Consider the following 14,805-nt stretch of genomic DNA (forward strand, 5'->3'; position numbering starts at 1 on the left):
AGGATTTTTCAGGTGGGACGGACGCGGGCGGCAATCCTATGTTTTTTCGCAATTCCGGACGGAAAACCGCTTCACACTTTTCCTGGAATTGCTCTATTTCAGCTCGAGCAGCCGTTCCAGATAGCTGCGTTCGATATCAGGGCTGAGCGCATTGCCGAGCCGCTTGCGGATCGCTTCCAGTATCTGGCGGGCACGCTGCACGTCGATCTCGTCGGGCACCTTCACCGAATCGCCGAAGTCGGGACCCGTGCTGGCGCGTGGCCGGCCGAGCGGATCACGATCGGCGTTCTGCTGGCGGCCGCCTTCCTCGCCGCCGCCCTGGTCGCCTTGCATGGCCTGCATCTGCTTCATCATGTCCTTGGCGCCCTTGCGCAGCGCTTCCAGCGCCCGGCCCTGATGACCGACGGCCGCATCGCCTTCGCCCTCGCCGAGTGCCTGTTCGGCATTGCCCATGGACTTGCCGGCCTCGCCAAATCCTTCATTGGGCTCCATACCCATGCCTTCGAGGCCCTTCTTCAGCTGCTCGAGGTCGCTTTGCAACTGGCCCTGGCCCTGCTGCAGCTGTTTCAGCGCATCGGCGAATTCCTGGGGCGTCATCGGCTTTTGCCGGGCGAGCGGATCGCGGTCTTCGCCGACGCCGGGTCTGTCCTCATCCTGGCCGCCTTCGCCGAGCTGCTCGTCACGGTTCTGCCCGCGCTGGCGCTCGCCGCGCTGCATCTGATCCATGCGGAAGGTGTCGTTCATCATCTCCTGCTGACGTCGCAGGATCTCGCCCAGCTTGTCCATCTGTTGGCGCATCTCGCTGTCCTGCTGGCCGCCTTGCTGCTGACGGCCGGCTTGCAGATTGTTCATCATGTCCTGCAGTTGCGACAGCAGTTGCTGGGCCTTGTCGCGATCACCGGACTTGGCCAGGTTTTCGATCTGGTCCATCATGCGATCGATGTCGCTCTGGCGAAGTTCCTGGCCGTTCTGCTGCATCTGCGGGGCGTTGGGATTCTGCTTGGCGCGCTCCGCGAATTCCTGCAGGAACTGGTTCATCGCCTCGCGCAGTTCCTTCATCGCCTTTTCGATTTCAGCGTCGCTTGCGCCATTCTTGATGGCGTCCTGCAGCGCCTGTTGCGCCTGACGCAGCCGTTTTTCGGCGGCCGAAAGATTGCCTTCCTCGATGCCGAGCGCGATTTCCCAGAGATAGGAGACTTCGCTGCGCAATTGATCGTCGCTCTCGGCCATCTTCAGCCGGGTGCGGGCGCTCATGATGGCAAGGTAGTGGGACATGTTGTCGAACGTGTCTTCCGGCCGCAGCGTGATGGCGTCCATCAGGTCGAGCACGCGCGGCTTGGCGTTGGCGTCGAGCGCCAGCAGGCGGCGCTGTTCGATCACGGCGCGTGCCAGCGGATTGGCGAAAGGCCGCTCCGGCATCAGCAGCGTCTTGGTTTGGCTCGATGCGGTGTGCCCGCCATCGTCGGTGGCGACCAGCGTCAGCTTGATGCTGCTGCCGGCCCAGACATGCTCGGTCAGGTCCTTGGAGGTCCTGGCGGCGTTCGACTTGCCGCCGCGGCGCGGCAGCGTCAGCGGCATTTCAGGTGCACCGTACAGCGGACGCGCATTCGGCGCCTGCGGATCGGCGAGCGCGAACACCGCCCTGGCGGTGGCGGCGCCATAGTCGTCGTCGATCTGGTAGTTTAGCTCGAAGGCGCCGTTGGCGGCGCGCTTGGGCTCGCCGACGAAGCGGATCTGCGGCGGCTTGTCCGATACGACCGCGAAGGCCCAGCGGCCGAGCTGGTCCTCGCCCGACGTCAGCGTCAGCGTGCCGTCGCCGGTCAGCTTGCTGGTGAACTGGCGCACCTTGGACGGCGGCGCCGGGCTTGCAGCCGGCTTGGCGGCGGCCTGCGGCGCAGCGGGGTCGATGACGCGGGCGTTGCCATTCTTGTCGGCATAGCCGAGCGTTTCCTCACCCGAGCCGCCCGTCACGCGCAGCGAAACGTCACTGCCTTCGGGAACCGTAAAGGTCGGGATCGCCTGGTTTGCATCGGCGGTCAGGAAGATCGGCGGCTTGCCGGTATAGGCCGGTGGCGTCACCCATGCATCGATGCGCGGAGGCACGATATCGCGCGTCCCATGGGCATTGAAGCCGTCGCTGATCCTGCCGCCCGTCGGTCCGAAGGAGAAGGCGAAGGCGGTAACGAGCAAAAGGGCCGCCACCGCGCGCAGCCCCCAGGGGTCGCGCTCCGGCACGCGCGTGCGCGGCAGGTCGGCGCCAAGGTTGTCGAGCTTTCCGGCCATGCGCTTCTGGTGTTCGCGCCACAGCGCCTGCGAGAAGCTGCTTTCCCTGCCGCTGGGCCGGTCGGTCTGCACCAGCACCGGGCTGTGCAACAGTTGATTGGCGGCCTCGATGCGGCGGTCGATTTCGGCGGCGCCCGGCAGGCGGAAGAAGCGCAGCGGATAGAGCGCGGCCAGTGCCGCTATGGCAAAAGCAGCGATCAGGCCGATGCGCGCCATATCCGGCAGCCGGGAGAACAGCCCGAGCCAGGAGATGCTGAGGAACAGGCTGGCGACTATGACGAGCGGAAGCAGCAACGGCCAGCCGCGCTCGACCATTATCGAGACCCGCGTCGCCAACCGGCTCAAGGCCAGGCGCCCGGCGAGGCCGCGATCGCTGCTGAGGGTGGGTCGTTGCGTCATCGGCCCTTCCTTGAGCCTATTGCATCCCGAAAACCGGGATGCGGCCCCTATCCCTTTGAGCATGATCTGTTCCGAAAGGGATTTCACTTTTCGGGATCATGCTGTGGAGCGGGCAGGATAGCCCGACGCCTCACGACTCAAAGAATACCAGCAAACACGGCAAAGGCGAGGCAGTTCGGAAAAACGTGAAGTGGGCCGTTATAGTTCCATCCTGCATACCCTTTAGAAGGCAGCAGGCCCTTAGAAGGTAGCGGGGTCCGCATTCGCCCCGCAGACCAGCACGGCGACCCGTTCGCCCGCCGCCGGCGCATAGCGGCCCGAAAGGACCGCGGCAAAGGCGGCCGCACCTCCCGGCTCGGAGATGATGCGGGCCCGGTTCCACAGCGCCTTCTGCGCGGCGATGATGTCGTCGTCGCTGACCAGGATCGAGCGTTCGACAAAGGCTTCGGCGATCGGGAACATCATTTCGCCGACGCGCTTTGGCGCCAGCGAATCGGCGGCGATGCCCTCGGCCGGTGCGTCGACGGGGTGTCCGGCCTCGAAGGCGCGATGCAGCGTCGGTGCTCCTTCCGGCTCGACGGCGATGATGCTGATCCGGCCGGCAAACCAGGCAGCGATGCCGCCGATCAGGCCGCCGCCGCCGACAGCGACCAGCAGCGTGTCGATCCGAGGCAAATCGCTCTCGATTTCGAGCCCGAGCGTGCCTTGGCCGAGGAGCGTTTCCTCCTGGTTGAAGGCATGGATCTGCAAGGCGCCGGTCTCCTCGGCGAAACGTTCGCTGGCCGCCAACGCCTCGGCATAGCGGGCGCCGCCGACGATCAGCTCGGCGCCGTAGCTGCGGATCCGTTCCAGCTTGGCCGCCGGGCTCACCTCGGGAACGAAGATGGTCGCCTTATGGCCCAGCCGCATGGCGGCATAGGCGACGGCCGCGCCATGGTTGCCGCCCGATGCCGCGACGACACCGGCGTCGGGAACCGGCCGCTCCAGGAGATTGGTGAAAGCGCCGCGCGCCTTGAACGAGCCGGAATGCTGCAGGCATTCGAGCTTCAGGTCGACGGCCAGCGGCGGCCGGTCGAAGTCGGCCATGTCGACGCGCAGCACCGACGTGTGCCTGATATAGGGGCGGATGCGCGGTTCCATCGCGGCAATGCGCTCGCGTGTGACGGTGATGCCGTTCGTCATGATTCGCTCCCTGTGACGGGTAGGTGTGTTTCCGGCGCTTCTATGCAAGCCAGTCGGGCATGGAATCCAACCCAATCAGGTCGTCATAGGTCGGGCGTGGGCGCACGACGTGGAACCGGTCGCCGTCGACCAGCACCTCCGGCACCAGCAGGCGGGTGTTGTAGGTGCCGGCCTGCACCGCGCCATAGGCGCCCGCGGTGGAGACGGCAATCAGATCGCCGGCCTTCAGCCTGGGCAGATCGCGGTCCAGGCCGATATAGTCGCCGGTCTCGCAGACCGGGCCGACCACGTCGACCATCATGCGCGGCGTATCGGCCGGCGGCTGCACGACCGGACGAATGTCGTGGAAGGCGTCGTAGAGCGTCGGCCGAATGAGATCGTTCATTGCGGCGTCGACGACGAGGAAGTTCTTGGCGTCGCCTTCCTTCACGAAGATCACTTCCGAGACGAGGATGCCGGCATTGCCTGATATCAGCCGGCCAGGCTCGAACATCACCTTCAGCCCGAGCTTGGTGACATGCTTCCTGACGATCTGGGCATAGGCGTCGGGCAGCGGCGGCGGGTTGTTGTCGATGCGGTAGGGAATGCCGAGCCCGCCGCCGACATCGATATGCTCGATGGCATGGCCGTCCGCCCGTAGCGCGCCGACGAGATCGACAAGCAGGGCGAAGGCATCGTCGAAGGGCTGCAGCTCGGTGATCTGGCTGCCGATATGGGTATCGATGCCGGTGATCCTGATGCCGGGAAGCTTTGCCGCGCGGGCATAAACCTGCCGCGCCCGCTGCCACGGGATGCCGAACTTGTTCTCGGCCTTGCCGGTGGAGATCTTCTTGTGGGTCTTGGCGTCGACGTCGGGATTGATGCGCAGCGAGATCGGCGCCACCTTGCCAAGGGCAGTGGCCCGCGCCGACAACAGCTCGAGTTCAGGCTCGGACTCGACGTTGAAGCAAAGGATGCCGGCGGCAAGGGCAAAGTCCATTTCGCGCGCGGTCTTGCCGACGCCCGAAAACAGGATCTTGCCGGCCGGAATGCCGGCGGCCAGCGCCCGGCGCAATTCACCTTCCGAAACCACGTCGGCGCCGGCGCCGAGCTTGGCCAGCGTCCGCAGGACGGCCTGGTTGGAATTGGCCTTCATGGCGTAGCAGACCAGCGCGTCGAGCCCGGCAAAGGACTGGGCAAACACCCGGTAGTGCCTGGTCAGGGTGGCCGTCGAATAGCAGTAGAATGGCGTGCCGATCTGTGCGGCGATATCTGGTATCGCCACGTCCTCCGCATGGAGCACGCCGTCGCGGTAGTCGAAATGGTTCACGAGAGTGGTTCCGGAAAGTTGGGGCTCGATGAGATCGGGTTGGAAGGCCCCGCTCTCGTCGGCTCTAGATCAGCGGGTCGAGGATGAATTTCTTGTCCTTGACCGGTTTTTCCGGCTCCGGCGGCACGGGCTGGTGGGCCTTCGAGGCATCCTTGCGCGCCTGCACGGCCGCCTCATAGGGCGTGTCGAGAGCGCCCCTCCTGCCGCAGGCCGAAACGGCCGCGATCGCAACCAGCAGCGTCAGCGTTACCAAAATCCTGCTTCCGGTCATCGATCCATCCGTCCGAAACGTTTGTCAGCCGCCGCTTTTAGCCGAGTTCTCGGCGCATTGCACCCCGAGATATTGCTCGTCGAAATATCCGGGATATTACTGCTCGCAATATCCGGCATTACGCCTTCGCCAGCCGCTTTTTCCAGGCGCGGATCTGCTTCCTCACTTCCGACGGCGCGGTGCCGCCGAAACTGGTGCGGCTCTTGACCGAGTTCTGCACCGCCAGCACCGAAAATATGTCGGCCCTGATGCCGGAATTGATCGACTGCAAATCCTCCAGTGAAAGCTTCTCCAGCCCCACCTTCTTGTCTTCGGCCAGCGCCACCGCCCGGCCGGTGACATGATGCGCCTCGCGGAACGGCAGGCCGAGCGTGCGTACCAGCCAGTCGGCAAGGTCGGTTGCTGTGGCGTGGCCGGAGCCGGCGGCCTTCTTCATCGCAACAGCGTTGACCGTCATGTCCGAGACCATGCCGGTCATCGCCGCCAGCATCAGATCGAGCGTCTCGGCGGCGTCGAACACCGATTCCTTGTCTTCCTGCATGTCCTTGCCATAGGTCAAAGGCATGCCCTTCATCACCGTCAGCAGGCCGACCAGATGACCGGTGACGCGGCCGGTCTTGCCGCGCACCAGTTCGGCTGCATCGGGGTTCTTCTTCTGCGGCATGATCGATGAGCCGGTGGAAAACGAGTCCGACAGCCTGACAAAGCCGAATTGCGGCGTCGACCAGATGATGATCTCTTCAGCCAGCCGTGACAGATGCGTGGCGCAGATCGCGGCAAGAGCGAGGAACTCGAGCGCGAAATCGCGATCCGAGACGCTGTCCAGCGAATTGCGCATCGGCTCGCGGAAGCCGAGCGCCTTGGCGGTCCGGTGACGGTCGATCGGGAAGCTGGTGCCGGCGAGGGCTGCGGCACCGAGCGGGCTTTCGTCCATCCGCTCGATCGCATCGCGCGCGCGCGACAGGTCGCGAGAAAACATCTCGACATAGGCCATGCAATGATGGCCGAAGGTCACCGGCTGGGCCGCCTGCATATGGGTGAAGCCCGGCATCACGGTCGCCGCATGCTCCTCGGCCCGCTCCAGCAGCGCCTCGATCAACCCCTTCAACGCCCCGGCGACGCGAAAGCACTCATCCTTGACCCACAGCCTCAGATCGACCGCGACCTGGTCGTTGCGCGAGCGTGCGGTGTGCAGGCGGCCGGCCGCCGGGCCAATCAGATCGGCAAGGCGCGCTTCGATGTTCATGTGGATGTCTTCGAGCCGTGGCGAGAACTCGAAGCTGCCGGCCTCGATCTCTTTCAGGATCGTGTTCAGCCCGTCTGCGATTTTTTCTTGGTCGGCCGCCGAAATAATGCCCGTTTGCGCCAGCATCTCGCTATGGGCGATCGAGCCTTTGATGTCCTGCGCATAAAGCTTGCGGTCGAAGGAGATAGACGCGTTGATCGCTTCCATGATCGCGGCCGGACCCGAGGCAAAACGTCCGCCCCACATCTGGTTGCTGGTTTTCTTGTCGCTCATGGCTATAACCCGTGCTTCGGAGCAGTTTTGAGAAAATGGCAGACGGTAGTAGATTCTTCCCGGCCCCGCGCCTGATCCTCGCCGCCTTGGTGGCGGGCGCGCTGGCGGGCGCGGTCGCGGTATATGTCAGCGAGAGCCGGTCTGGCAACAATGCACCGGCACAAGCTGCCGTGGATGAGAGCAAGGACGATGTCGCCTGCGCGGCCAAGAGCGACCGCGCCAAGAAAATCGCGGCGTCGGCCACCGGTGAGGTTGCGGCACTTTTGCCGGCCGATCCGCCACAATCCCTGAAGAGCCTTGCCTTCAATGGCCCGGACGGCAAGCCGATGACGCTTGCCGATCATGCCGGCAAGACGGTGCTGCTCAATCTGTGGGCGACATGGTGCGCGCCGTGCCGTGCCGAAATGCCGGCGCTCGATGCGCTGGAGAAGGAAAAGGGCAGCGACTCCTTTGAAGTGGTCGCCGTCAATGTCGATGCCGGCGACGATGTGAAGCCGAAGAAGTTCCTCAGCGATACCGGCGTCGCGACGCTCGATTATTACCGGGATTCGACGATGGCGCTGTTCAACGACCTCAAGAAGCGCGGCCTGGCGCTAGGCCTTCCCGTTACCATGCTGATCGACGGCGAAGGCTGCCTGATCGCCCATATGAACGGCCCGGCCGAATGGTCGGGGCCGGACGCCAGGCGGCTGATCGAGACGGCACTCAAGCCCGAGAGTTTTTAAGCCCTATTGAGGACAGGCGCGGGTGCGAAGGCCAGAACGCTTCTGTCGCGCAAGGTGGCGGGTTTGCTGCCGACAGCGGGTGCGACTACACCGGTCAGCTCGCCGAATTCCTCGATGAGAGCTGGCCTGCCGATGTAATAGCCCTGGCCGATCTCGCAGGCTTCGGCGTCCAGGAATTTCAGTTCGCCGAGCGTCTCGACACCTTCCGCCAGAACCGGCAGGCCGAGACCGCGTCCAAGTCCCAGGACGGCGCGCACGATCGCCGCGACCTGGCCGTTCTTGTCGACGGACTTGATGAAGGAGCCATCGATCTTGATCTTGTCGAAGGGGAAGGCGCGAAGGTTGGAGAGCGAGGAATAGCCTGTACCAAAATCGTCCATGGCGACGCGCACGCCCAGCGCCTTGACCTGCCGCAAGGTGGCCAGTGCCCGCGGCATGTCCTTAACAAGCGCCGTCTCGGTGATCTCAAGCTCGAGCCTGCCGGGCGCCAGGCCGGAATTCAGCAAGGTTTCGTGGACCTTGCGGCTGAAATTCGTGTTGTGGAGCTGCACCGCCGAAACGTTGACGGCCACCGTCAGCGGATTTTCCCAGCGGGCGGCTTCCTCGCAGGCAGCCGTCAGCACCCATTCGCCAATCTGGCCAATGGCTCCGCTGTCTTCGGCCACCGGGATGAATATGCTCGGCGACACGTCGCCGCGCGTCGGATGCCGCCACCGGACCAGCGCTTCGAAACCGACCATCTTTCCGCTGCTGATCTCCTTCTGCGGCTGATAGACGAGGTAGAACTCCTGGCGCGCAACCGCCTGGCGCAGTTCGTGCTCCATCACGCGCTTGTCGCGCGCCTCGGCCCCCATCGAAGCTTCGAAATAGCGATAGGTGTCCTTGCCTTCGGTCTTGGCCCGGTAGAGTGCCGTATCGGCGTGGCTTATCAAGCTGGCCTGGTTCTCGGCATCCGATGGATAAAGCGCAATGCCGATGCTGGCCGACACCAGGCCGCCGCCGACAGAAAGCCGGTTTTCCTCGCGCATGGCGGTCAGCACCGCGTCGGCGATACGGCCGGCCTCCAACGGGTCGGTCAGGTTCGGCGCGATGATGGCGAATTCGTCGCCGCCCAGCCGCGCCACCATCTGTCCCTGGCGAAGGATGCCGGTAATGCAATGCGCAACCTTCTGCAGCATGGCGTCCCCGGCGCCATGCCCATACAGGTCGTTGACCTCCTTGAACCGGTCGAGATCGAGCAGCAGAAGCGCAAGCTGGCCGCCTTTTCTGGTGCGGCCCATCGCAGCAATTTCCGTCTCCAGCCGGCCGGAAAAGCTGCGGCGATTGGCCAGTCCGGTCAATGGATCGAAATGGGCAAGCCGCAGGATCTCCTGTTCCGCCTTCTTGCGCTCGCGAATGTCGCGGACCGCGACCACGTTGTGCGGCTTGCCACAGTAGTCGATGCTCCTGGCGATCAACTCGACAGGAATGCTCGTGCCATCGCGGCCGCTCAATTCGGCCTCCTGCGGCTGTTCGCCGAAGCCTGACATGTCGGATCCGAAGAGATCGCCAAGCTGCATTCCGTTCAGCGTCGCTGTTGCGATGCCCGTCAATGTCGCCATGCTGTCATTGGCACTGATGATGCGGTTGCCGTCGCAGACGATCAGCCCCTCCACGGCGGCATTGGCCAGGCCGTGCATGCGGTCGACCTCGAGCTTCTGGCGACGGAAGCGCAAATCGATCCACAGCGCCGATGCCGACAGGACCAGGATCACCAATGTGGCGGCGGCGGCGGCGAAAGCCTGCGAGGTCGGCTCGATCGTGTATTCGGATATGACGATCGAGGGATCGGGGAAGATCGAGACGGCACCCATGCCGATGAAATGCAGGGTGCAGATTGCCAGCGTCAGCAGCACCGCGCCGCCGGATGTCGCCTTCATGGAGGGGCGGCGCTGCACGACACGCAGCGCCAGCGCCGCGAGCGTTACGCCGGCCAGAAGGGAAACGGCGACAAGCAACAGGTTCCACTCGATGCGGCCCTGAACCTCGAACGCCGCCATACCAATGTAGTGCATGGCCGCGATACCGCCGCCCAGCACGGCGCCGCCGACGAGATGATAATCGAACTCATTCCGCAAGGTGGCGATCCACATGCCGGCTGCCGTCAGAGTGACCGAAGCAGCGAGCGAAAGCACGGAGAGTGCGGGATCGTAAGCACTGGGTATGCCCGGTGTGAATGCGAGCATGGCGATGAAGTGCGTTGCCCAGATGCCGAAGCCGGTCGAAGTGGCCGCGATCATCAGCCAGGCAAGCCGGTTCCGATCGGTGGAGCGGCTTATGTGATGAAGCAGGTTGACGGCAGAGAAACAGGAAATTCCGCAGATCAGCGCGGCAAGTGCGACCAGTCTCAGATCGTGTTCGTTGACGATACAATTGTAGACCGTCAGCATTTTATTTCACCTGATCTTTGGAAATAAACAGGGCAGCAGGATTGAGTAGCGCGTTGCCGTTGAGGGATCGATAAAGTCGCCTGCAACCTTGGCGTGTCTCTTCGGGTTGCGGCGGCTGCAATCAGGGCTGACACGCCGAAGCCAGCTTGGCAGTTCCGATGGTAGTTCCTGGCGCGCTTGTCGTCGCGCTAAGCCGGCTAACCGTGTGGCTTTCCATGTCTCCAAGCGGAGGCGAGGGTGGCGTGAGGTAAAGGGTGAAGTTCGTCGATCTGCAACAAAACCGTTGTCTGATTGTCACGAGCGACACATATTGCCTTTGCGGGAGTGCCCCTTTCGCCAATGACAAACGGGAGATGAAACATGAAGTCCTTCGGCTTCGCGGCCGGTGTTGCCGCCACCTTTATGCTGCTTTCCTCAACCTCCGCTTTTGCTGTCACGCAGATCAGTTGGTGGCACGCCATGACTGGCGCCAATGCCGAAGTTGTCGACAAGATCTCCAAAGATTTCAATGCCAGCCAGAGCGACTATGAACTCGTTCCGGTGTTCAAAGGCACGTATCCCGAGACGCTGAATGCCGGCATCGCCGCCTACCGCGCGGGCCAGGCGCCCGATATCATGCAGGTGTTCGATGTCGGCACCGGCGTGATGATGGCAGCCGAAGGCGCAATCAAGCCGGCAGCCGATGTGTTGACCAGCGCTGGAATGACCTTCGACAAGAGCCAGTATCTGCCAGGCATAGTCGGCTATTATTCGAAGCCGGACGGCACCATGCTCTCCTTCCCCTACAACTCCTCCTCGCCGATCCTTTATTACAACAAGGATATCTTCAAGAAGGCTGGTCTCGACGTCGACAGCCCACCCAAGACCTGGAATGAGGTGTGGGAAGATGCCAAGAAGATCAAGGCGAGCGGCGCAGCCGCCTGCGGCTACACCTCGACCTGGCTGACCTGGATCCATCTGGAGAATTTCGCGGCCTGGAATGACGTGTCATGGGCCACCCAGCAGAACGGTCTGGCCGGCGGCGATGTCGAGCTCAAGATCAATGCGCCGATTTTCGTCAACCATTTCCAAGCGCTCGCAGACCTCGCCAAGGACGGCACCTTCAAATATGGCGGCCGCACCTCCGAAGCCAAGCAGATCTTCCTCGCTGGCGAATGCGGGATCATGACCGAATCCTCCGGCGGCCTTGGCGATATCGTCAAGTCCGGCATGAATTACGGCATCGGCCAATTGCCCTATGACAGCGACGCCAAGGGCGCGCCGCAGAACACGACGCCGGGTGGCGCCAGCCTGTGGGTTTTCGCTGATAAATCCGACGAGGAATACAAGGGCGTCGCGGCCTTCTTCGCCTACCTGTCGAAGACCGAGGTGCAAGAATACCTGCACCAGAAGTCGGGTTATCTGCCGGTGACGCTGGCGGCTTATGAAGCGACCAAGAAGTCCGGTTTCTATGACAAGAACGTCGGTCGCGAGACCCCGATCCTGCAGATGACGGGTAAGGCACCGACCGACAATTCCAAGGGCGTACGTCTGCCGAACCTGCCGCAGGTGCGCGATATCCAGAACGAGGAGTTCGAGAAGATGCTCGCCGGCCAGCAAACCGCCCAGCAGGCGCTCGACAATGCGGTTACGCGTGGCAACGCCGCGATCAAGGAAGCGCTGGGGAATTAGAGCGAGCGCAGGTCCTTTGCTCTACGGCGCGCCCATCTGTCCTGCCAGGCATCTCCCCTCGGCGAGGGGAGTTTTGCCGTCCCTTGCGATTTCGCCAATGGTCGATGATGCCAACGCCGAAACGCTCTTCAAAGCCATCTTGGCGAAGAGGGGTGCCGCATCGTGCCGCCCGCCTCATCACCTCGGAGTGGCTCCATGACCCCTCGCGTCGTGTTTCCCAACAAGATCCTTCCCTACCTGCTGGTGGCGCCGCAACTGGCCATCACGCTCGTTTTTTTCTACTGGCCGGCCGGTCAGGCGTTCTACCAATCCATGCTCAGGCAGGACCCGTTCGGACTGAGGACCAAGTTCGTCTGGTTCGCCAATTTCAGGAAAGTGCTTGCCGATCCGGCCTACCTGAACTCGATCAAGGTCACGGTGGTGTTTTCCCTTGCGACCGCTATCGTCGCCATGTGCGTGGCGCTCCTGCTCGCGGTCATGGCAGAGAAGGTGGTGCGCGGCAAAGGTCTCTACCGCACGCTCTTGATCTGGCCCTACGCGGTGGCGCCGGCGATCGCCGGTATGTTGTGGCTGTTCCTCTTCAACCCGTCGATCGGGTCGCTGGCCTACACGCTGAGGAGTTTCGGCATCGCCTGGGATCCACTGCTCAACGGCACCCACGCCATGATCCTGCTGGTGTCCGCCGCTGCCTGGAAGCAGATCAGCTACAATTTCCTGTTCTTCGTCGCCGGCCTGCAGGCGGTGCCGAAAGCCTTGATCGAGGCGGCGGCCATGGACGGCGCCGGCGAGACCAAGCGATTCTGGACCATCGTCTTCCCGCTGCTTGCGCCGACGACCTTCTTCCTGCTGGTCGTCAACACCGTCTATGCCCTGTTCGACACGTTCGGCATCGTCCATGCCGTCACCGGAGGCGGTCCGGGCAAGACGACTGAGACGCTGGTCTACAAGGTATACAATGACGGCTTCGTCAATCTGATCCTCGGTGACTCGGCGGCGCAGTCGGTCATCCTGATGGTCATCGTCATCTCGCTCACGGCCATCCAGTTCCGCTATGTGGAACGCAAAGTCCATTACGGCTGAGGGCGAGCGATGATCGGCCAGTCACCGCTCCGCACCGTCATCGCCCACGTCGTGCTGATCCTCGGCATATTGATCGTTGCCTTCCCGATCTACTACACGTTCGTTGCCTCGACGCAGACGCTGCAAACGATCCTCAGGCCGCCGTTGCCGCTCCTGCCCGGCGATCAGTTCTGGAACAATTACACCGAGGCGCTGTTCGGCGGTGTCGGTCGCATCGGCGGCGTCAGCGTCGGTCGATTGCTGCTCAACACCACGGTCATGGCGCTCGGCATCGCGGTGGGGAAGATTTTCATCTCGATCCTGTCGGCCTATGCGATCGTGTTCTTCCGTTTTCCGCTGCGGATGGTCTTCTTCTGGCTGATCTTCATCACCCTGATGCTTCCCGTTGAGGTGCGCATCCTGCCGACCTACAAGGTGATGGTCGATCTCGGCATGATCGACACCTATGCCGGCTTGATCATCCCGCTGATCGCCTCGGCCACCGCCACATTGCTGTTTCGACAGTTTTTCATGACCATTCCAGGTGAGCTGGTGGAGGCGGCGCGTGTCGACGGTGCGGGGCCGTGGCGCTTCTTCTTCGATATCCTGTTGCCGTTGTCGCGGACAAATATCGCGGCGCTGTTCGTCATCCTCTTCATTTATGGCTGGACGCAGTATCTATGGCCGTTGCTCGTCACCAACAGCAGCAACATGAACACGATCGTCATCGCGCTCAGAAAGATGGTCTCCTTCGCCGATGCCGATACGCAATGGAACCTGGTCATGGTCACAGCGATGCTGGCCATCGTGCCGCCGATCCTGGTCGTGGTGCTGATGCAACGCTGGTTCGTTCGCGGCCTGGTCGATTCCGAAAAGTGAGAAGCTGATGGCGACCGTCGATCTGAAGGATGTGAAGAAGGTCTACCCCAGCGGTTTCGAGGCCGTGAAGGGCGTTTCAATCGCAGTTCCCGACAAGGAGCTTTGCGTGCTGGTCGGCCCATCGGGCTGCGGCAAGTCCACGCTGCTCAGAATGATCGCCGGGCTCGAAACCATCTCCTCGGGAACAGTTGCGATCGATGGCAAGATCGTAAACTCAATTGGTCCAACCGAGCGTGACATCGCCATGGTGTTCCAGAACTACGCGCTCTATCCGCATATGAAAGTCTACGACAACATGGCCTATGGGCTGCGCAACCGCGGCACGCCGAAGGACGAGATCGACAGCCGGGTTCGCGCGACGGCGAAAATACTGGAACTTTCGGCGCTGCTCGACCGCCGCCCGCGGGAGCTTTCCGGCGGCCAGCGCCAGCGTGTCGCCATGGGTCGTGCCATTGTGCGCAACCCGAGGGTTTTCCTGTTCGACGAGCCGCTCTCCAATCTCGATGCCAAATTGCGTGGCCAGATGCGGGTCGAGATAAAGAACCTGCAACGCTCGCTTGGCGTCACGTCGGTCTATGTCACGCATGACCAGCTCGAGGCGATGACGTTGGCCGACATTCTCGTCGTCATGAATGCCGGACTGGTCGAGCAAATGGGGGCGCCGCTCGACGTCTACGAAAGACCGGCCTCGACCTTCGTCGCTTCCTTCATCGGCGCGCCGCCGATGAATCTCCTGGCACTGACCGAAGGCGCCTCGGGCGCGGTGCTCGCAGACGGCACGGCGATCGCTTTCGCGCCTCGGGAGGCAAGAGCTGCGACCCTCGGTTTTCGGCCCGAGGATGCCGACGTCACCTTCAATGCGGAGGCGCCGTCCGGCGCGCTCGTCCTGCCGGCGCTGGTCGAGGCAGTCGAACCGGTAGGCGCCGAAAGTTTCCTTCACTGTGCGGCAGGCGGCAACCGCATCGTCGTGCGTGTCGCGGGTCGCGCCACCGCCACGGTTGGCAACCAATTGCGCGTGGTTGCCAAGGCAGAAAAGCTGCACTGGTTCGATCAGGCAGGAAAGCGCGTCGGTTAACCGC

General features: G+C 62.9%; 11 protein-coding genes. 5 read left to right on the forward strand and 6 right to left on the reverse strand.

Translation table 11 applies throughout. From position 1 onward, the window contains the following. Positions 1–93: 93 nt before the first annotated feature. The 5 genes from NKI99_RS27195 to argH all read right to left on the reverse strand — a co-directional run bounded on the left by NKI99_RS27195 (position 94) and on the right by argH (position 6,963). Positions 94–2,682, reverse strand: coding sequence for a TIGR02302 family protein (locus NKI99_RS27195; protein ID WP_352612756.1), 2,589 nt, complete (start codon positions 2,680–2,682; stop codon positions 94–96). A 240-nt stretch (positions 2,683–2,922) separates the two neighbouring features. After that, a complete protein-coding gene (locus NKI99_RS27200) occupies positions 2,923–3,864 on the reverse strand; it encodes a threonine/serine dehydratase (RefSeq protein ID WP_352612758.1) in 942 nt (313 codons plus the stop codon). Positions 3,865–3,904: 40 nt separating this feature from the next. Beyond that, positions 3,905–5,173 carry a diaminopimelate decarboxylase gene (lysA, locus tag NKI99_RS27205; protein ID WP_352612760.1) on the reverse strand — a complete coding sequence of 423 codons (1,269 nt, stop codon included), beginning with the start codon at positions 5,171–5,173 and terminating at the stop codon, positions 3,905–3,907. Between the two features lie 64 nt (positions 5,174–5,237). After that, complete coding sequence (gene lptM, locus NKI99_RS27210; protein WP_023811112.1) at positions 5,238–5,444, reverse strand: LPS translocon maturation chaperone LptM; 207 nt, start codon at positions 5,442–5,444, stop codon at positions 5,238–5,240. Between the two features lie 118 nt (positions 5,445–5,562). Beyond that, on the reverse strand, positions 5,563–6,963 hold the full coding sequence (gene argH, locus NKI99_RS27215; protein WP_352612762.1) for an argininosuccinate lyase: 1,401 nt from the start codon (positions 6,961–6,963) through the stop codon (positions 5,563–5,565). Between the two features lie 35 nt (positions 6,964–6,998). Here argH and tlpA point away from each other — a divergent pair, with 35 nt between their 5' ends. Further along, complete coding sequence (gene tlpA / locus NKI99_RS27220) at positions 6,999–7,688, forward strand: thiol:disulfide interchange protein TlpA (protein WP_023811114.1); 690 nt, start codon at positions 6,999–7,001, stop codon at positions 7,686–7,688. Here the strand turns inward: tlpA and NKI99_RS27225 are convergent. After that, positions 7,685–10,117: a sensor domain-containing diguanylate cyclase gene (locus NKI99_RS27225; RefSeq protein WP_023811115.1), complete on the reverse strand. Its 2,433-nt coding sequence runs from the start codon at positions 10,115–10,117 to the stop codon at positions 7,685–7,687. The genes tlpA and NKI99_RS27225 overlap by 4 nt on opposite strands. Positions 10,118–10,477: 360 nt before the next feature. On the opposite strand from NKI99_RS27225, the gene ugpB reads away from it, so the two are divergent. From ugpB to NKI99_RS27245, 4 genes are all read left to right on the forward strand, one after another. Further along, positions 10,478–11,788 (forward strand): sn-glycerol-3-phosphate ABC transporter substrate-binding protein UgpB, encoded by a 1,311-nt coding sequence (gene ugpB, locus NKI99_RS27230; RefSeq protein WP_023811116.1) that lies wholly within the window; start codon positions 10,478–10,480, stop codon positions 11,786–11,788. A 195-nt stretch (positions 11,789–11,983) separates the two neighbouring features. Continuing rightward, the gene (ugpA, locus tag NKI99_RS27235; RefSeq protein WP_352612764.1) at positions 11,984–12,868 is read left to right on the forward strand and encodes a sn-glycerol-3-phosphate ABC transporter permease UgpA; all 885 of its coding nucleotides are present in this window, start codon (positions 11,984–11,986) and stop codon (positions 12,866–12,868) included. Positions 12,869–12,877: 9 nt separating this feature from the next. Then, positions 12,878–13,726, forward strand: coding sequence for a sn-glycerol-3-phosphate ABC transporter permease UgpE (gene ugpE / locus NKI99_RS27240; RefSeq protein WP_352612766.1), 849 nt, complete (start codon positions 12,878–12,880; stop codon positions 13,724–13,726). 7 nt (positions 13,727–13,733) lie between these two features. Further along, positions 13,734–14,801: a sn-glycerol-3-phosphate import ATP-binding protein UgpC gene (locus tag NKI99_RS27245; RefSeq protein WP_352612768.1), complete on the forward strand. Its 1,068-nt coding sequence runs from the start codon at positions 13,734–13,736 to the stop codon at positions 14,799–14,801. Positions 14,802–14,805: the final 4 nt, after the last annotated feature.

The sequence above is a fragment of the Mesorhizobium sp. M0239 genome, assembly GCF_040321815.1.
GTDB lineage: Bacteria > Pseudomonadota > Alphaproteobacteria > Rhizobiales > Rhizobiaceae > Mesorhizobium.